At 60.9% G+C, this 16,768-nt stretch carries 15 protein-coding genes and 1 tRNA gene; 8 read left to right on the top strand and 8 right to left on the bottom strand.

What is annotated here, in order from left to right; all coding sequences use genetic code 11:
• Window positions 1-134: 134 nt before the first annotated feature.
• A complete protein-coding gene (locus EX00_RS05420) occupies window positions 135-1,346 on the bottom strand; it encodes a D-alanyl-D-alanine carboxypeptidase family protein (RefSeq protein ID WP_047454887.1) in 1,212 nt (403 codons plus the stop codon).
• Window positions 1,347-1,414: 68 nt separating this feature from the next.
• A complete protein-coding gene (locus EX00_RS05425) occupies window positions 1,415-2,581 on the bottom strand; it encodes a septal ring lytic transglycosylase RlpA family protein (RefSeq protein ID WP_047454889.1) in 1,167 nt (388 codons plus the stop codon).
• 413 nt (window positions 2,582-2,994) lie between these two features.
• Between EX00_RS05425 and EX00_RS05430 the strand changes: the two genes are divergently transcribed.
• On the top strand, window positions 2,995-3,288 hold the full coding sequence (locus EX00_RS05430) for a PsiF family protein (protein ID WP_047454890.1): 294 nt from the start codon (window positions 2,995-2,997) through the stop codon (window positions 3,286-3,288).
• A gap of 284 nt (window positions 3,289-3,572) precedes the next feature.
• Window positions 3,573-4,751 carry a CmlA/FloR family chloramphenicol efflux MFS transporter gene (gene cml / locus EX00_RS05435; RefSeq protein ID WP_047454891.1) on the top strand — a complete coding sequence of 393 codons (1,179 nt, stop codon included), beginning with the start codon at window positions 3,573-3,575 and terminating at the stop codon, window positions 4,749-4,751.
• A 542-nt stretch (window positions 4,752-5,293) separates the two neighbouring features.
• On the opposite strand, the gene EX00_RS05445 is transcribed toward cml, so the two are convergent.
• Window positions 5,294-5,383, bottom strand: a tRNA-Ser gene (locus EX00_RS05445).
• Window positions 5,384-5,581: 198 nt separating this feature from the next.
• Here EX00_RS05445 and EX00_RS05450 point away from each other — a divergent pair.
• Complete coding sequence (locus tag EX00_RS05450) at window positions 5,582-6,184, top strand: DNA-3-methyladenine glycosylase (RefSeq protein WP_047454896.1); 603 nt, start codon at window positions 5,582-5,584, stop codon at window positions 6,182-6,184.
• 66 nt (window positions 6,185-6,250) lie between these two features.
• Here the strand turns inward: EX00_RS05450 and EX00_RS05455 are convergent, their stop codons facing one another.
• The 4 genes from EX00_RS05455 to EX00_RS05470 form a co-directional block, all read right to left on the bottom strand.
• The gene (locus tag EX00_RS05455; RefSeq protein ID WP_047454898.1) at window positions 6,251-7,792 is read right to left on the bottom strand and encodes a DHA2 family efflux MFS transporter permease subunit; all 1,542 of its coding nucleotides are present in this window, start codon (window positions 7,790-7,792) and stop codon (window positions 6,251-6,253) included.
• Entirely contained in the window at window positions 7,785-9,008 is a 1,224-nt protein-coding gene (locus tag EX00_RS05460) for an HlyD family secretion protein (RefSeq protein WP_047454901.1), read from the bottom strand. Before EX00_RS05460 ends, EX00_RS05455 begins: the two co-directional genes overlap by 8 nt.
• Window positions 9,001-9,465: a MarR family winged helix-turn-helix transcriptional regulator gene (locus tag EX00_RS05465; protein WP_047454903.1), complete on the bottom strand. Its 465-nt coding sequence runs from the start codon at window positions 9,463-9,465 to the stop codon at window positions 9,001-9,003. Before EX00_RS05465 ends, EX00_RS05460 begins: the two co-directional genes overlap by 8 nt.
• A 250-nt stretch (window positions 9,466-9,715) precedes the next feature.
• Window positions 9,716-9,997 (bottom strand): DUF883 family protein, encoded by a 282-nt coding sequence (locus EX00_RS05470; RefSeq protein ID WP_047454905.1) that lies wholly within the window; start codon window positions 9,995-9,997, stop codon window positions 9,716-9,718.
• A 182-nt stretch (window positions 9,998-10,179) separates the two neighbouring features.
• On the opposite strand from EX00_RS05470, the gene EX00_RS05475 reads away from it, so the two are divergent.
• From EX00_RS05475 to EX00_RS05495, 5 genes are read left to right on the top strand one after another with little or no spacing between them, the layout of a single operon-like run.
• On the top strand, window positions 10,180-12,072 hold the full coding sequence (locus EX00_RS05475; protein WP_047457473.1) for a peptidylprolyl isomerase: 1,893 nt from the start codon (window positions 10,180-10,182) through the stop codon (window positions 12,070-12,072).
• A 25-nt stretch (window positions 12,073-12,097) separates the two neighbouring features.
• Complete coding sequence (gene trpD / locus EX00_RS05480; RefSeq protein WP_047454907.1) at window positions 12,098-13,114, top strand: anthranilate phosphoribosyltransferase; 1,017 nt, start codon at window positions 12,098-12,100, stop codon at window positions 13,112-13,114.
• 12 nt (window positions 13,115-13,126) lie between these two features.
• Complete coding sequence (trpC, locus tag EX00_RS05485; protein ID WP_047454909.1) at window positions 13,127-13,942, top strand: indole-3-glycerol phosphate synthase TrpC; 816 nt, start codon at window positions 13,127-13,129, stop codon at window positions 13,940-13,942.
• Window position 13,943: 1 nt separating this feature from the next.
• Window positions 13,944-14,438: a cyclic pyranopterin monophosphate synthase MoaC gene (gene moaC, locus EX00_RS05490; protein WP_047454911.1), complete on the top strand. Its 495-nt coding sequence runs from the start codon at window positions 13,944-13,946 to the stop codon at window positions 14,436-14,438.
• A gap of 3 nt (window positions 14,439-14,441) precedes the next feature.
• Entirely contained in the window at window positions 14,442-15,668 is a 1,227-nt protein-coding gene (locus tag EX00_RS05495) for a molybdopterin molybdotransferase MoeA (RefSeq protein WP_047454913.1), read from the top strand.
• Between the two features lie 66 nt (window positions 15,669-15,734).
• Here the strand turns inward: EX00_RS05495 and gnd are convergent, their stop codons facing one another.
• Complete coding sequence (gnd, locus tag EX00_RS05500; RefSeq protein WP_047454915.1) at window positions 15,735-16,760, bottom strand: phosphogluconate dehydrogenase (NAD(+)-dependent, decarboxylating); 1,026 nt, start codon at window positions 16,758-16,760, stop codon at window positions 15,735-15,737.
• Window positions 16,761-16,768: the final 8 nt, after the last annotated feature.

Consider the following 16,768-nt stretch of genomic DNA (forward strand, 5'->3'; position numbering starts at 1 on the left):
TGTTTTACGCTTCTCTGCCGCTGCTCGACGTGTGTTCTGTTTAACCCAAGACGTAGGCGGGTGAAACCACGTAAGCATCCAGGTCGGACATTCTATATAGGCTGTGAACAGGGATTTCGCGAGGCGGGAAGCGATCAGGTCGGTGTCGGCGTATCCCAGAGCCAGGAGAACAGCAGTGTCTCCGTCAACTCTTTGAAGGCATCGAACGCGCGGCGGCCAAGCGTTCCCTGCGCGACTGATTCCTTCGTGTAGAGCGGTAGTTCGCGTAGCAGCCGCGCGCCGGAAAAGACGCGGAGCGTTCCCGCTTCATAGCCGGCCGCAACGGGTGCCGTCAGAGGCCAGCGATAGACGATGCGGGCCGAGAGGCGATCGGGATTGTCGTTCGGCACATAGACATCGACCGGCATCTTGGCGAGCAGGCCGACGGTCGATTGTGCCCCGCCATAGACGCTGGCATTGCCGACCACCTCGCCGTCGGCGAAGATGCGCTGGCTCTTGAAGTTGCTGAGGCCCCATTCCAGCACGCGGCGGCTTTCCTCGGTGCGTTCCTTGTCGGTTTTCAAGCCACCAAGCGCCAGGAACAGTCGTCTGCCGTCGCGCTGGATGGACGCGACGATCGAATAGCCTTCGCCGTCCGCAAAGCCGAGCCCAAGGCCATCGACGCCGATGTTCAGCGGCAGCAGAGGATTGCGGTTGCGCTGGAAGATCTTGTTCCAGGTGAAGTCCGGTTGGGCAAGATACTTGTAGAAATCGGGATAATTCTGTTGCAGATCCTGTGCCAGCGTCACCAACTCGCGCGCGGAGATCTTGCCGCCGCCATTCAGATCATCCGGGCTCGGCAGGCCGGTGGAATTGGTGAATACCGCCCGCGGCATGCCGATCTCTCTCGCGCGCGCCGTCATGCGTCGGGCGAATTCCTTTTCGCTGATCGAAATCCCCTCGGCAAGGACGATACAGCTGTCATTGGCCTGCTGCACCGCGATGCCCTGGATCAGGTCTCCGACGCGCACGCGTGATTTCAGCGCGGCGAACATGGTCGAGGTGCGCGACGGCGCCCCGCCGGTGCGCCAGGCGTTTTCGGAGACTGGATATTCGGTATCGAGCGAGATCTCTCCCCGCTTGATTGCATCGAAGATGACATCAAGCGTCATCAGCTTGGCGAGTGATGCTGGAGAAATCGGCTGATCCGCGTTCTTGGCAAGCAGGATCGTGCCGGTGGAGGCTTCCACCATGAAGGCCTGGGTTGCCTTGGTATCGAAAGCGGGAGCTCCCGCCTGCTGCGCGACTGCTGGCAGGCATCCAACTCCGACAAGGAAGAAAAACGCGAAACTAAGGCGTCTTAGCATGCCGGCTCCCCAATGCGATCACCCCCGAACATATTAGCCAGGGGTGAAGATTCAGGCAATCACGCCGATCAATCGACTTGCGTCGGACCTTGATGCTGGCGGCGATAGGCGGAGAGGATCGACTCCTGCGTCAACCCGTCATTGCGGACCATGACCGCATCAAAAGCGAGGTTGACATAGACGGTCTTGACCGGCGCATCCTGGTAGGCGGCAACCGTGGAGGCGAGCGACGGGGCATCGAGGCTGGCCATGCCCGGCGAGAAGTCCGGACGCTCATAGGGAACGGGTCCGATCATAGGCAAGACGACGAGTGTCGGCTCGATGGAGTCGACGGACGGCGCGGCGCCGCCATTCCAGGTCATCGGTGGTGGATTGTTGTGTTTGCCGGCATTGGAAGTGTTCGGCGTGGAGCCGGCGAAAGCGACGGCAGAATTCGGCGAGGACCGCGGTATCGGAGCCAGCGCCGGCGTGGTGTCGAAGCTGCGCTGCTCACGGCTCTTGCGGGCGTAGCTATCCGACGGGGGGAGCTGATCGGCGGTCATTGCGCCATTCGAGGCAACCATCACGCCCGTTGCGATCTGGCCGCCAGGATTGATGCTCGGCAGGCGCGATCCCTTGGGAATATAGGAGGCCATCAGATAGGGATCGTCATGACCGTCCATGCGGGCGCGGCCGACATATTGCACGCGCACATCGCCCGTGCCGCTGTGCTGCAAATCGAGCAGTTGCGCCGTCTTGTTGGAGAGATCAATGATGCGTCCGGGATGGTAAGGCCCGCGATCGTTGACGCGCACAATGATGGAGGAACCGGTTTCGACATTTGTCACGCGCGCATAGCTCGGCAGCGGAAACGTCGGATGCGCGGCGGTCAATGCCTGCTGATCATAGACTTCGCCATTGGCGGTCAGGCGGCCGTGGAAAGCCGAGCCGTACCAGGAGGCAATGCCCATCTTGTTATAGCTATAGTCTTCCTTGGGGTAATACCACTTGCCCTTGACCTGGTAGGGATTGCCGACAAGGAACCGGCCGCCACCCTTCGGAACCGGTCCATTGGCGACAACCCGCGGGCTCGCCTTGACGCCATATTCCTTCTCGGAGAAATATTCCTTGCCGTGCTGACGCTTCGTTGCAACCTGCTGCGAGGTTCCGCAAGCGGTAACGGTGGCGCACATCAAGGAGAGAGCAAACCAACGCAGACCTGTCGCGTATGTCGTCGCACGATTATCGAATTTCATCTGTCCCACGCCGCTTAACAAATTACCAGGACCGAGGCATGCACTGGCATATCCCTCATGTTGATACCTGCTACGCCCCAACCACCTAACGGTACTTTAATCATGATTGCATGTTGTCGAATTTGCGTTCCGATTTGAGCGGATACGGACAATTCCGAATGTTATGGTTAATCAATAGTTAAATTAGATGTCCGTCAAGGGCGTGCCGGCTTGAGGAGGAAAGCCCAGGCGTTGGGGCGCCGATGATCTCGTGAACGAGATAACCGCGCGGCGTCAGGCTTTTACTCAATGCGGTGAATATTCGTCGTATTCGACCAGGAGCGGGTTGCCTTGCTTTTGCCAGGGTGATGATCCAAATTCCGCCTGCCGGGGGGCCATGCATTTCATCAGATGCATCAACGGAGGAAATGACCATGCGATTTGTCAGGACGTTCACCGCTGCGGCTATTGTGGCCCTCATCGGCACCGGTGCAATGGCACAGACGGCTACGACGCCGTCAACTACCACGACCACGCCATCCACTACGACCACGGCGCCTGCAACCACCACGAATTCAGCAGGAACGGTCGCCAAGCCAAAGGCGACAAAACCGGTGCAATCGGAAGTTTCCAAAGCCTGTTCCACACAGGCCGATGCAAAGGGGCTGCATGGAAAGGAACGCGCCAAGTTCCGCAGCCAGTGCAAGAAAAACGGCGGCAAGGTATAAGCCGGCCTGATACCGAGGCTGCGGCGTAAATACCGCCGCAGCCCTTCCCGCCTTTTGCTCTCGGCTCCGGGCGATGGACATTGTCAAGCCGAGGTCCGCCGGATAAACAATTCCCGCATCAACCATTTCATCGTGTGGAGCATCGGCATGGGAGCCGCCAAGTCGTCAGATAAGTATGCCGCAACAACGCATTTCGTTGTTGCGGCGTTCTGTCGAACCTGACCCAGCCAGTTGCTGACAAGCGAACGCCGCCGAATATTTCTCATTCGAGCGGATATAATCTCATGACAACCACACGTCCCATCTGGGGCCATACGCTGCCGGCAGCCCTGCTGCTGATGGCGCCCTTCGATATTCTCGCCTCCCTGGCGATGGATATCTATCTCCCCGTCGTTCCGGCAATGCCCGGAATCCTCAGCACAAGTCCATTCGCGATCCAGCTCACACTCAGCCTCTATATGGTGATGCTCGGCGTTGGGCAGGTCGTGTTCGGGCCGATCTCGGATCGCATCGGGCGTCGCCCAGTATTGCTTGCCGGCGCGCTCCTCTTCGCTATGGCGTCATTGGGCGCGGTTTCGTCGTCGACCGCCGCTCCCTTCGTCATATTCCGGCTGCTACAGGCGATCGGAGCTTCGGCGGCGCTCGTTGCAACTTTCGCCACGGTCCGGGACGTCTATGCGGACCGCCCCGAAGGCGTCGTCATTTATGGCCTGTTCAGCTCGATGCTGGCCTTTGTGCCGGCGCTGGGGCCTATTGCGGGAGCGCTGATTGCGGATCATTTCGGTTGGCAAACCATCTTCATCGTCCTAGCGGCGTTGTCGGTGCCGGCCATGCTGAATGCCGCGTTCCGATGGCACGAGACGAGGCCCGGGAGCCCGATAATGCAGCGCCGATCGGTAATGCCGATCTTTTCCAGCCCGCCGTTCTGGACCTATACATTGGCCTTCAGCGCCGCCATGGGCACCTTCTTCGTCTTCTTCTCGACGGCGCCACGTATCCTCATCGACCGGGCCGGCTATTCCGAAATCCGGTTTAGCCTCATCTTCGCAACCGTCGCGGTCGTCATGATCGCTGTGACCCGGTTCGCCAAGACGTTTGTCGCACGATGGGGCATTGCCGGAAGCGTGGCGCGCGGCATGGGTTTGCTGCTGTGCGGTGCTATTCTTCTCGGCCTGGGCGAAGTCTTCGGCTCGCCATCCTTTGCGAGTTTCGTCGTGCCGATGTGGGTCATGGCGGCCGGCATCGTCCTGACCGCATCGGTGTCGGCGAACGGCGCTCTCGCCGGTTTCAACGACATCGCCGGATCGGCCGTCGCCTTCTATTTCTGCATTCAGAGCCTGATCGTCGGGACAGTTGGAACCCTGGCAACGACCATGCTCGGCGGAGATACCGCCTGGCCGCTGATCGGCTATGCGGTCACGATGGCAGTGCTCCGGTTACGGGATCAATCCTCAGAGCAGTGAGGTTTGTCTAGCGGCTGCGAGGCTGCCTAATGAGAGGCCGGAGCCTTCGCGCCGGCCTCGTCACACATGCCACTTCATTCGTGGTGAACATTACCTATGATATTGATAGAATTAAATAAAAACCAGATAATAGCCAAGCCACTGGACACCAAGGTCAGTGAAGCAACTGCGCCACCATAAGTGCCACCGTGATGGCGCCTGCACATACCGTCAAAGCAGTCAAAATCGAAGTCGACATCAATCCGCACCTCAAACTCGAACATTGGAGGCTAACTACAGGAGCGAGTGAGGAATGTCGCGTGACAGCTGGCGTGACATCGCCCAGGGCGTGCAGCCATGGGCATATCATCTCTCGTGTCATCAAGAAAAAGAACGGCCACGTAATCTCGTGGCAGCAGCGTGACGTCAATCGGCCGCCCGACCCCGCCCTAAAGTTGACGGCAGTCGCGTTCTTCGGTGGTGTCTACAGGATCGACGGTGACAATCAAGTGGCATTTCGCGGGTGAACGCAAGCGCTGTTATGACGTGGACAAGGGCAGAGATGGCGGAAGAGGTGGGATTCGAACCCACGGTACGGTCTCCCGCACGCCGGTTTTCAAGACCGGTTCCTTAAACCACTCGGACACTCTTCCTGTCGCCGAAGCATTACGCTTCAGAAAATGTGGTGGGCTGGCTTTACAGCTATTCGGGCCGGAGCGTCAACTGGTTGCGCGGCGGTGGGCGGTCCAATTCGTGCCCCAATCGAGGACGTTGGGATTGGGCTAGGCGTTTCAGCGATCGGGCGATAGTAGTTTTGGTCTCGACCGTCCAGAAGGATACCGCCCTCGCCCATGACGCCCAGCGACCAGCCTTTGCCTCTCGGCCCTGCGCCGCTTGCCGGCCCTGCCCTTGCCGCCTTCTTTTCCCGTGACGCCGTTGTCGTTGCGTCCGATCTGATCGGCGCGCGTTTTACCGTTGCGGGCGTCGGCGGGCGTATTGTGGAGACGGAAGCCTATCGGCCGGATGATGAGGCATCTCACGCCTTTCGCGGGCCGACCGCGCGCAATGCGGCGATGTTCGGCCCGGCGGGGCATGTCTACATCTATAGGTCTTATGGCATTCACTGGTGCGTGAATTTCGTCTGCACGACCGGGAGCGCCGTGCTGATCCGGGCGATGGAACCGGAAAGCGGGATCGGAGAGATGATCCACAGGCGCGGCACCGCCGACATAGCAGCACTTTGCAGCGGGCCGGGAAAGCTGGCGCAGGCGATGGGCATCGATATCAGCCTGAACGGCAGGGCATTGGATGCTGCGCCTTTTGAATTCTCTCTGGCTGAACCATTGTCCGTCGTCGCGGGCAAGCGGATCGGAATCAGCAAGAATGTCGATCCGCTCTGGCGCTTCGGAGCGGCCGGGTCGCGCTTCATCAGCCGCCGTTTCTCGCGGGAATAAAAAAGGCCGCCGGAGTGGTGTCCGGCGGCCACGTAACCGCGCAGTGAAACTGGAAAGACTGCGCGGCTATTCCATCGCAACGCTATGATCGACGACCGGCGGCGCAGCCGGCTTGCGCAGAAGCATCAGCAGCGGCATGGCGAAGATCGACATCAGCATCAGCAGCTTGAAATCGTCCATGTAGGCGATGACCGTTGCCTGCGTGGTGATGACGCTGTCGAGTGCCGCACGGCCGACGGCCGTCACCGGGCTGAGGCCTTGCGCCGCCGTTGCATCGAAATAACGGTTGAACGGCGTCACATAGGCCGCGATCGTCGAATGGTTGACCTGGGTGTTCTCGGTGATCAGCATCGAGACGACGGATATGCCGACGCTGGAGCCGATGTTACGTGAGAGATTGTAGAGGCCGGTTCCCTCGCCGCGCATCTGCGCCGGCAGCGTCGCAAAGGCGATCGTCGTCAGCGGCACGAAGAGGAAGCCGAGACCCGCGCCCTGCACGAAGCCGACCGAAATCAGCGTCCACTGCGAGACGTCGGGCGTCCAGCCGGTCATGTCGTACATCGCCCAGGCGGTCAGAGCGAGGCCGATGAACAGCAGCCAGCGCGTATCCACCTTGCCGATCAGCCGTCCGACGAGGAACATGCACACCATCGTGCCGACGCCGCGCGGCCCCATGACGATGCCGGCGGTGACGACCGGATAACCCATCAGCGTTTGCAAATAGGGCGTCATCAGTGCCAGCGACGCCAGATAGGTCACGCCGACAATGAAGATGAATAGCATGCTCACCGCGAAATTCTGGTCCAGGAACAATCGCGGATTCACGAAGGATTTCTTCGCCGTGAACGTATGGACCAGGAAAAGATAGAATGCGCAGGTGCAAACCAGGGCCTCGATGATAATCTCCCCGGAGTAGAACCAGTCCAGCTGCTCGCCGCGGTCGAGGAAAAGCTGCAAGGCGGCGATACCGATCGACAACATGCTGAAGCCGAATATGTCGAGTTTGGCGAGCGCGTCCAGCTTGGTTTCCGTCACATAGACGACGATGCCGAAGAAGGCGAGCGCGCCGATCGGCACGTTGATGTAGAACACCCAGCGCCAGCTCATATTGTCCGTCAGCCAGCCGCCGATAACAGGCCCAAGCACCGGGCCGACCATGACCGAGACGCCGAACAGCGCCATGGCCTTACCGCGTTCCTCGACATTGTAGATGTCAAGCAGGATGCCCTGCGACAACGGCACCAGTGCTGCGCCGAACAGGCCTTGCAACAGGCGAAAGCCGACGATCTGGTTCAGCGATTGCGCCAGGCCGCAGAGCACGGAGGCGACGACGAAGCCGGCGATTGCCACCAGCAGCACGCGCTTGCGGCCGAACTTGGCCGACAGGAAGCCCGACGGCGGCGTCATGATCGCCGCAGCGACGATATAGGAGGTCAGCACCCAGTTGATCTGGTCGGCGCTGGCCGAAACGTCACCCTGGATGTGCGGCAGGGCAACGTTGGCGATGGTGGTGTCCAGCGCCTGCATGATAACCGCCAGGATGACGCAGGCCGTAATGGCGCCGCGATTGGCGATCGGCCCGGCGGGTGAAGCGGCAGCGTTACTCATGATCCTGACCGTGGGATTGGCCCAACAGGCTGGCGATGGAGTCCGGCAGGCCGCGAGCATGGCCGGTATCGACACCGGCGACGACGCTCATGCCAACACGCAACGGCGGCTTGCCCTGCGTATCGTCGATGCTGATGATCATCGGGATGCGCTGCACGACCTTCACCCAATTGCCCGTGGTGTTCTGCGCCGGCAGTAGCGAAAAGCTCGAGCCCGAGGCCGGCGAAATGCTGGAGACGGTGCCCTTCCAGGTGACGCCCGGATAGGCATCGACCGAGATGGTCACCTTCTGGCCGGTCTTGACGTAGGTCAGCTCAGTTTCCTTCGGGCTGGCGTTGATCCACATATTGGTGGTGGACACCAGCGAGAATCCCTGTTGCGCGGCCGTCAGATAAGCACCGACCTGCAGCGAGGGAACATTGGTGGTGATGCCATCGAAGGGTGCGCGCACGACGGTATCGTCGAGTTCGCGCTGCGCGTTGTCGACAGCGGCCTTGGCCTGCAGGTAGAGCGGATTCTGCTCGGCCGGCAGGTCGGCATTGCCGCCAAGTTGAGCGAGGGTGGTTGTCGCCTGCGCCTGGGCGACGGAGACTTTCTGCTGGGCGGCCTCGAGATTGTGCTTGGCCTGATCGTAAGCAGCCTTGGAAGCAACCGAGCTATTGATCAGGTTCTGCTGACGTTCAAGCTCCGTCTGGTAGTAAGGAATGTCGGCCTGCGCCTGGGCGATCTCGGCGAGCGACTGCTTGTAACTTGCCTGCAGGTTCAGGATCTGGTTGCGGGCGTTGCCAAGCTGAGCCTGCGCGCCTTCCAGCGTAATGCGGAACGAATCGGGCTTCAGGCGGAAAAGCACCTGCCCCTTCTTCACCACTTCGTTTTCATGCACGTCGACCGAGATCACCGTGCCGGAAACGTCTGTCGAGACGCCAACCATATCGGCCTGGACATAAGCGTTGTCCGTGGACATGACCTGTCCGCCAGTGACGTAATAATAGCCGCCCATGACGAGCGCGACTGGCAGCAGCGCGAAGAGGATCGGCCGCGTCGGGCTGCGGCGCTTGCGCGGCTTTTCGGGAGCGGCAGCGGGGCTCGCAGTACCTGCCGCGGTCGGCGCGGGCGCCGGGTTGGAGGACGGTGCCTCCGCGACGGCGGCTTGGTTCTGCTCGATTGCGGAATTTGCGTTTGCGGGTACGCGAAGCGGAGAGGATGCGTCAGCCATGATGTGTCTCTTTGTCGCCCACCGGTGCGCGGCAGGCCTGGACCAGGTTCGATTTCATAAGGGTAAGCAATTGATAGAGGCGCTCATGTTCCTCGATGGGAACACCCTGGAGTGCCTCCTTGCGTGTTTGGTCGCCTAAGCTGCGCATGGTGTCGAGCAATGGCCGAGCCTCATCACGCATATAGAGCAGCCAGCTTCGGCGATCGTTCGGGTGCTGGCGACGTTCGACCAACCCGCGATCAGCCAGCTTGTCGAGAATACGCACCAGCGTAATCGGCTCGATTTCCAGTATCTCGGCAAGACCCGCCTGATGGATGCCCTCGTTGTTCGAGAGATAGGCGAGCGTCTGCCATTGTGAGCGCGTCAGTCCCAAATCTTTCGCACGCTGCTCAAACCGCTTCCGAAGAAGCCGGGCAACGTCATGGAGGAGAAAGCCGAGGGTCGGTGCCGTATGCATGATATGAGGAGCCTGCTATTCATAAGCAACCTTATAATGCCGTGAGGTATAGTAAGTACCCGCTCGATTCAAGAGATCGAACGGCGATCATCGGCGGATTGTCAAAAATGTCGCAGGGGGTGTCGCAAAGATGTCGCAGTCACAAGAAGATGTGGGGCTGCGCGACACTCATGATTCAAGATTCAAATAGGGATTTGGTCCCCGCGGGCCTCAAGCCTGCGAATCCATAGGCGCGACATGCAAACGCGGGCTAGCGGTGACTGAGCAGTCCGATCAGGTAACCAATGCCGGCCGCGGCCGCGACCATGAAGATCGGCTCCTGACGAACCCTGTCGCGAAGCTGCTCGGTTATTTCCTGAGCCTCTTCGGTGACGACAGACTTTGCGCCCTGCCCGACCGCCGCCATGCTATGGGAAAGCTTCGTCAAATCCTCTCGAAGCGCTGCGATCTGCGCGGCAAGGTCGTCGACGGCGGTTTCGGCCTGTGCTCGTGCTGAGGCGGATTGGGCGGAAGCGGATTTCGTCTCGGCCATCGTCGGCTCCTTTTGTTTACCTTGTCATTCAACGTCAATCCTGGGTAAAGGTTCCGGAGCCTCCGTGCTTGGTCCGGTTGATTTCCTCGGTAGCTCTTCAATTCCGTTTCGGATTGCTCTAAGGAACTCCGATTGCTTCGCCCGTGGGCGAAGAGGGTATTGATGACGAGGTTTGCCTTCCGATGTTCGATGTGTTGAGAAAACTGGCCAAGACCTGGGTTGCCAAGGGCTTGTTGCTTCTCCTGGCCGCTGCCTTCAGCGTATGGGGGATCGAGCGTTCGCTCATTGGCGGCGGGAGTAGCAATGCCGTCGTGACCGTCGGCGATCAGAAGATTGATACCAACGAATTCCGCCTCGCCTATCGCCGCCAGATCCAGGCGATCAGCCAGCAGCTGCGCATGCAGATCACGCCGGAACAGGCGCGCGCCTTCGGCATTGCGCAGCAGACCGTCGCGCAGCTTGTGGCTGGCGCCTCCCTCGACCAGCTCGCCAGCGATATGAACCTCGGCCTGTCGCAGGATCGCCTCGCCCAGCTCATCGGTGAGGATCCGGCGTTCAAGGCAACGAACGGCACCTTCGACCGCCAGAAATTCGAGAGCCTGCTGCGCAACAGCAGCATCAATCCCGACGACTACATCAAGGAGCGCAGCAAGGTTGCTGTCCGCAGCCAGATCGTCGAAGCCGTCTCCAACGGCTTTACCGCGCCGAAGACGCTGGTCGATGCCGTCAAGCAGTATCATGACGAAAGCCGCAGTATCGACTACTTGCTGTTGACCAACGCCAATATCGATCCGATCAAGGCTCCGGCCGAGGACGTGCTCTCGAAATGGTTCGACGGCGTCAAGTCGAAGTACCGCGCGCCCGAATATCGCAAGATCGCCTATGTGAAGCTTCAGGCCGAGGATGTCGCCGACCCGGCAAGCGTGACCGACGATGCCGTTCGCGCCGAGTTCGAGAAGCGCAAGGACAGCTTCACGACGCCGGCAACGCGCACGATCGAACAGCTGACCTTCGCCAACAAGGACCTCGCAAATGCGGCCTCGGATGCGCTGAAGACTGGCACGACATTCGATCAGCTCGTTACCGACCAGGGCAAGAAGCCGGCCGACGTGCTGCTCGGCACCTTCACCAAGGATCAGGTTCCGGATCAGACGCTCTCCCAGGCAGCCTTTGCCGTCACCAAGGAAGGCGGCACGACGCCTGTCGTTAACGGCTCCTTCGGCCCGGTGATCCTGCGCGTGACCAACGTCAAGGACGAGACCGCGAAGAACTTCGACGACGTCAAGGAAGATGTCCGCAAGCAGATCGCGCTCAACAATGCCGCCAGCGAAATTACCAGCATCCATGACAAGTTCGAAGACCTGCGCGGCTCTGGCGTGTCGTTGCAGGAAGCGGCTCAGCAACTGAGCTTGAAGGCGGTGACGGTCGATTCGATCGATGCGGCCGGGCTCGACCAGGCCGGTAACGAGAGCAAGGACCTGCCCGCCAGGCAGCAGTTGCTCACCGAAGTTTTCAAGGCGGACCAGGGCAGCAATGCGGCGCCCTTGGCTGTCGGTAACGATGGTTATGTCTGGTACGATGTTCTTGGTATCACGCCGGACCGCGATCGCCCGCTTTCCGAGGTGCATGAGAAGGCCGTTGTCGACTGGACTGCCCAGCAGCAGAAAATCGCGCTCGCCGCCAAGGCCACAGAGCTGAAACAGGAAGCGCAGAAGGGCAAGTCCCTCGCCGATATTGCCGCTCCGCTCGGCATTGCCGTCGAGAGCAAGGCTGATGTCACGCGCACGACGGATGATCCGGTTCTTGGCCGTGCTGGCGTTGCCGGCGCCTTCTCCGGCCCGATCGACACGGCCGCCAATGCCATCGGCGCCGACGACACGACGCAGATCCTGCTGAAGGTCACCGACGTCAACAACAATCCGACGACTGATGCGTTGAGCAATGAAGACCAGCAGGCAGCCCAGATCGCCAACGCTGCCGGCGACGACATTCTCGACCAGATCGTCAGTGATCTGCAATCCAAATACACCGTCACGGTCAACCAGAACCTCGCCGACCAGGCGATGTCTCGCTAGGCCCCGTCGGGAGGATCGATAGCCGATGGCTGAATTGAAACCTTTTCTCGCCAAGGTCGCCAATCGCGAGGTGCTGACGCGGGAGGAAGCTCGTCAGGCGTTTGAGATCCTGATGTCGGGTGAAGCCACGCCCTCACAGATCGGCGCTTTCCTGATGGCGTTGCGCGTGCGTGGCGAGACGGTCGACGAAATCGTCGGCGCGGTCACCGCCATGCGTGCCAAGATGTTGCCGGTTGAAGCGCCGGTGGATGCGATCGATATCGTCGGTACCGGTGGCGATGGTTTTGGCACCTATAACATATCGACGCTTGCGGCGTTCATCGTTGCCGGTGCGGGCGTGCCGGTAGCAAAACACGGCAACCGTGCTCAGAGCTCCAAGGCCGGTACGGCCGACACGCAGTCCGTGCTGGGTATCAAGCTCGATATCGGCCCCGAGACGATAGCTCGCTGCATTCGTGAGGCCGGTATCGGCTTCATGTTCGCGCAACTGCATCATTCCTCGATGCGCCATGTCGGCCCTTCCCGCGTTGAACTTGGCACCCGTACCATCTTCAACCTGTTGGGACCTTTGGCGAACCCGGCCGGCGCCCGTCGGCAGTTACTCGGCGTCTTCGCGCCGCAATGGGTCGTGCCACTCGCCGAGGTGCTGAAGGACCTGAATGCCGAAAGCGTCTGGGTCGTGCACGGCAATGGCCTAGATGAGATCACAACGACCGGAACGACCTCGGTCGCAGCCCTTGAAGACGGAAAAATCCGTACCTTCGAACTGACGCCGGCTGATTTCGGCCTCGCGCATGCCGATCTCGCCGACCTCAAGGGCGGCGACGGCATTGCCAACGCGGCGGCGCTCCGTGGCGTGCTGAGCGGCGAAAAAAATGCCTATCGCGATATTTCGCTTGCGAACGCGGCAGCATCCTTGGTGATTGCCGGAAAGGCGGAAACGCTTCATGATGGTATGAAGCTCGCGACCCAGTCGCTCGACAGCGGCGCGACCGCCGCTGCGCTGGAAAAGCTGATCGCCGTCTCCAACGAAGAAGAATAGGACCAGGACGTCATGGCCGATATTCTCCAGAAGATCGAAGCCTATAAGCGTGACGAGATCGTCGCCGCCAAGGCCAGGGTCTCGCTTGCCGATCTCAAGGCGATGCAGGCCGATCAGTCCGCGCCGCGCGGCTTCCACAGAGCGCTGCTTGCCAAGAAGACCGCAGACACCTTCGGTCTGATCGCCGAGATCAAGAAGGCCAGCCCCTCGAAAGGCCTGATTCGCCCCGATTTCGATCCACCGGCGCTGGCCAAAGCCTATGAAGCCGGCGGCGCTGCCTGTCTTTCCGTCTTGACGGATAGCCCGAGCTTCCAGGGTGCGCCGGAATTTCTGACCGCCGCCCGCGCCGCCTGCTCATTGCCGGCATTGCGCAAGGATTTCATGTTCGAAACCTATCAGGTGCATGAAGCACGCGCCTGGGGCGGCGACTGTATTCTCCTGATCATGGCTTCTCTCTCCGACAGCGAGGCCGAGCGTCTCCAGGACGAGGCCTTCGGTCTTGGCATGGATGTGCTGATCGAAGTGCACGACGCCGAGGAAATGGAGCGGGCACTGAAGCTGTCCTCGCCTCTGATCGGCATCAATAACCGCAATCTGCGCACCTTCGAGGTCAGCCTGACGGTCAGCGAAGCTCTGGCCCCCATGGTTCCCGAAGACCGTCTGTTGGTTGGCGAAAGTGGCGTCTTCACCCATGCCGATTGCAAACGGCTCGAAGCTGTTGATATTACCACATTTCTCGTCGGCGAAAGCCTGATGCGCAAGGACGACGTGGCGGCGGCGACGCGCCTGCTGCTGACCGGCGAACCCGGCGCTGTCGCGGCTGAGTAAGATGAGCACGGAGAAAATCGGCCTCACCCATATCGGCGCTTCCGGCGAGGCGCATATGGTCGATGTCGGCGACAAGGCCGAGACGGTCCGCATCGCCACCGCCGAAGGTTATGTGGCGATGAAGCCGGAAACACTGGCGCTGATCCGCGAAGGCAATGCCAAGAAGGGCGACGTCATCGGCACGGCGCGGCTCGCTGGCATCATGGCCGCCAAGCAGACCGCCAATCTCATCCCGCTCTGCCATCCGCTGATGCTGACTAAGGTTACGGTCGATATCACCGAGGACGCCGCCCTGCCCGGCCTACGCGTTATCGCCACCGCAAAGCTTACCGGCCGCACCGGCGTCGAGATGGAAGCGCTGACGGCGGTCTCCGTCGCCTGCTTGACTATTTACGACATGGCCAAGGCCGCCGACCGGACGATGGAGATCGGCGGCATCAGATTATTGGAGAAATCCGGCGGCAAATCCGGCGATTTCCGTCACCCGGAGGCCTGACACATGAGCCTTTTACCCGTAGCGGAGGCGCAGGCGCGTCTGCTGAACAGCGCAACGTCCCTCCACCGCATCGAGAGCGTTACGCTTGACCTGGCCGACGGCCGGGTTCTGGCCAAGGATCTATCCGCGCGCCTGACCCAACCGCCCTTCGATGCCTCGGCGATGGATGGCTATGCGCTTCGTTTCGAGGATGCCGCTGAGCCGGGAGCGGAATTGACCGTCATTGGCGCCTCCGCCGCAGGCCACGCCTTCGAAGGTACGGTCGGCAAGGGCGAAACGGTGCGCATCTTCACCGGTGCGCCGGTTCCGGCTGGAGCCGATACCGTGCTGCTGCAGGAAGATGCCGAACGTTTGGACGGCAACCGCATCCGCACCACTTACCCTCTGCGCAAGGGGCAGCATATCCGCCCGCGCGGCCAGGATTTTGCCGAAGGCGAAGTCGTGCTTTCGGCCGGCACGGTGATGGATTTCTCGCGGCTCACGGTTGCCGCCGCCATGAACCATCCGGCGCTGGATGTTTATCGCCGCCCGCTGGTCGCGATCCTTGCTACAGGCGATGAACTGGTAACGCCCGGCACCGAGCCCGGTCCTTCGCAGATCATCGCGTCGAACACCTTCGGAATTGCGGCGCTTGCTCGCAGCGCCGGCGCGCATGTGCTTGATCTCGGCATCGTCCCCGACGACAAGGCGGAAATCACCGCCGCGATCGGCCGGGCGCAGGTGGCGAAAGCGGATGTCATCGTCACGCTCGGCGGCGCATCCGTCGGCGATCACGATCTGGTGCAGGCGACGCTTATCGAAGCGGGAATGCAGCTCGATTTCTGGCGGATCGCCATGCGCCCCGGCAAGCCGCTGATGGTCGGTAGCCTCGGCGAAACCCACATCCTCGGGCTACCCGGCAACCCGGTCTCTAGCCTGGTCTGCGGCCTGTTGTTCCTGGAGCCGCTGATCCGCAAGCTAGCGTCTCTGCTGCCAGTGAGGCGGGAGGCCACGGCCCTAGCCGCGATACCTCTCAAAGCCAATGATCAGCGTCAGGACTATGTCCGCGCGACGCTGACGAAAGCCGCCGACGGCTCTTGGCTGGCAGAGCCTTTTTCCAAACAGGATTCCTCGATGATGAAGGTCTTTTCCCGCTCGGATTGCCTCATCATCCGTCCACCGCATGTGCCGGAACTTGCCGCTGGTTCCACATGTCCAGTCCTGCTGTTGCACCCGGACCTGCTGGACTAAACCGGATACAAAAATGCCGGGCAGTTTGACCCGCCCGGCACGAATGTCATCAAGACCGTAAAGCGATTACTTGACCGGCTTCTCGTGGTGGCCGCCGAAGCCTGCGCGCATAGCCGACAGAACCTTGTTGGCGTAATCGTCATTGCCGCGCGAGGCGAAGCGGCCGTAGAGGGCGGCGCTGAGCACCGGCGTCGGGACACCTTCGTCGATCGCGGCCGAGATGGTCCAGCGGCCCTCGCCCGAATCCGAGACGCGGCCGGCATATTGCGACAGGGCGGCATCGCCATGCAGCGCGTCGGCGGTGAGATCGAGCAGCCAGGAGGTGATGACGCTGCCGCGGCGCCAGACTTCGCTGATTTCGGCGATGTCGAGGTTGTACTGATAATATTCAGGATGGGACAACGGCGCGGTTTCCGCGTCTGCTTCGGTGGTCTGCGTACCAACATTGGCGTGACGCAGTACGTTGAAGCCTTCGGCATAGGCAGCCATCAGGCCGTATTCGATACCGTTATGGACCATCTTGACGAAGTGGCCGGCGCCGGACGGGCCGCAATGCAGGTAGCCTTGTTCGGCCGTGCTCGCCTTTGCAGCCTCCTTGGAGCGCATTGGCGACGGAAGTACATCGCCGATGCCTGGTGCAAGCGTTGCGAAGATCGGCGACAGATGCTGGACGGTATCTTTCTCGCCGCCGATCATCAGGCAATAGCCGCGCTCCAGGCCGAAGACGCCGCCGCTGGTGCCGACGTCGACATAGTGGATGCCCTTGGATTTCAGTTCGCCGGCGCGGCGAATGTCATCATGATAATAGGAGTTGCCGCCGTCGATGACGATATCGCCCTCGTCGAGCAGCGGAAGGATTGCCGCGAGCTCCTTATCGACGATCGCAGCCGGCAGCATGAGCCAGACGGCGCGGGGACGGGCGAGCTTCGATACGAAATCTTCAAGCGACGTGCTACCGGTGGCGCCGAGCTTTTCAAGCGTCGCGATGCTTTCCGGACGCGCGTCGAAAACCACGGCGCTATGGCCGCCCTTCATCAGACGCTGCACCATGTTGCTGCCCATGCGGCCAAGGCCAATCATTCCGATTTGCATATGTCAGT

Origin of the sequence: Martinezella rhizogenes (assembly GCF_000799715.1) — a bacterium.
GTDB lineage: Bacteria > Pseudomonadota > Alphaproteobacteria > Rhizobiales > Rhizobiaceae > Rhizobium > Rhizobium rhizogenes_C.

Excerpts from the sequence above, each read along its gene's own strand:
- EX00_RS05425 (WP_047454889.1), bottom strand. The coding sequence starts at position 2,581 with ATGAAATTCGATAATCGTGCGACGACATACGCGACAGGTCTGCGTTGG.
- EX00_RS05465 (WP_047454903.1), bottom strand. The coding sequence starts at position 9,465 with ATGCATACGGCACCGACCCTCGGCTTTCTCCTCCATGACGTTGCCCGG.
- EX00_RS05420 (WP_047454887.1), bottom strand. The coding sequence starts at position 1,346 with ATGCTAAGACGCCTTAGTTTCGCGTTTTTCTTCCTTGTCGGAGTTGGA.
- EX00_RS05475 (WP_047457473.1), top strand. The coding sequence starts at position 10,180 with ATGTTCGATGTGTTGAGAAAACTGGCCAAGACCTGGGTTGCCAAGGGC.
- EX00_RS05455 (WP_047454898.1), bottom strand. The coding sequence starts at position 7,792 with ATGAGTAACGCTGCCGCTTCACCCGCCGGGCCGATCGCCAATCGCGGC.
- trpD (WP_047454907.1), top strand. The coding sequence starts at position 12,098 with ATGGCTGAATTGAAACCTTTTCTCGCCAAGGTCGCCAATCGCGAGGTG.
- EX00_RS05430 (WP_047454890.1), top strand. The coding sequence starts at position 2,995 with ATGCGATTTGTCAGGACGTTCACCGCTGCGGCTATTGTGGCCCTCATC.
- EX00_RS05470 (WP_047454905.1), bottom strand. The coding sequence starts at position 9,997 with ATGGCCGAGACGAAATCCGCTTCCGCCCAATCCGCCTCAGCACGAGCA.
- EX00_RS05495 (WP_047454913.1), top strand. The coding sequence starts at position 14,442 with ATGAGCCTTTTACCCGTAGCGGAGGCGCAGGCGCGTCTGCTGAACAGC.
- EX00_RS05450 (WP_047454896.1), top strand. The coding sequence starts at position 5,582 with ATGACGCCCAGCGACCAGCCTTTGCCTCTCGGCCCTGCGCCGCTTGCC.
- cml (WP_047454891.1), top strand. The coding sequence starts at position 3,573 with ATGACAACCACACGTCCCATCTGGGGCCATACGCTGCCGGCAGCCCTG.
- trpC (WP_047454909.1), top strand. The coding sequence starts at position 13,127 with ATGGCCGATATTCTCCAGAAGATCGAAGCCTATAAGCGTGACGAGATC.
- gnd (WP_047454915.1), bottom strand. The coding sequence starts at position 16,760 with ATGCAAATCGGAATGATTGGCCTTGGCCGCATGGGCAGCAACATGGTG.
- moaC (WP_047454911.1), top strand. The coding sequence starts at position 13,944 with ATGAGCACGGAGAAAATCGGCCTCACCCATATCGGCGCTTCCGGCGAG.
- EX00_RS05460 (WP_047454901.1), bottom strand. The coding sequence starts at position 9,008 with ATGGCTGACGCATCCTCTCCGCTTCGCGTACCCGCAAACGCAAATTCC.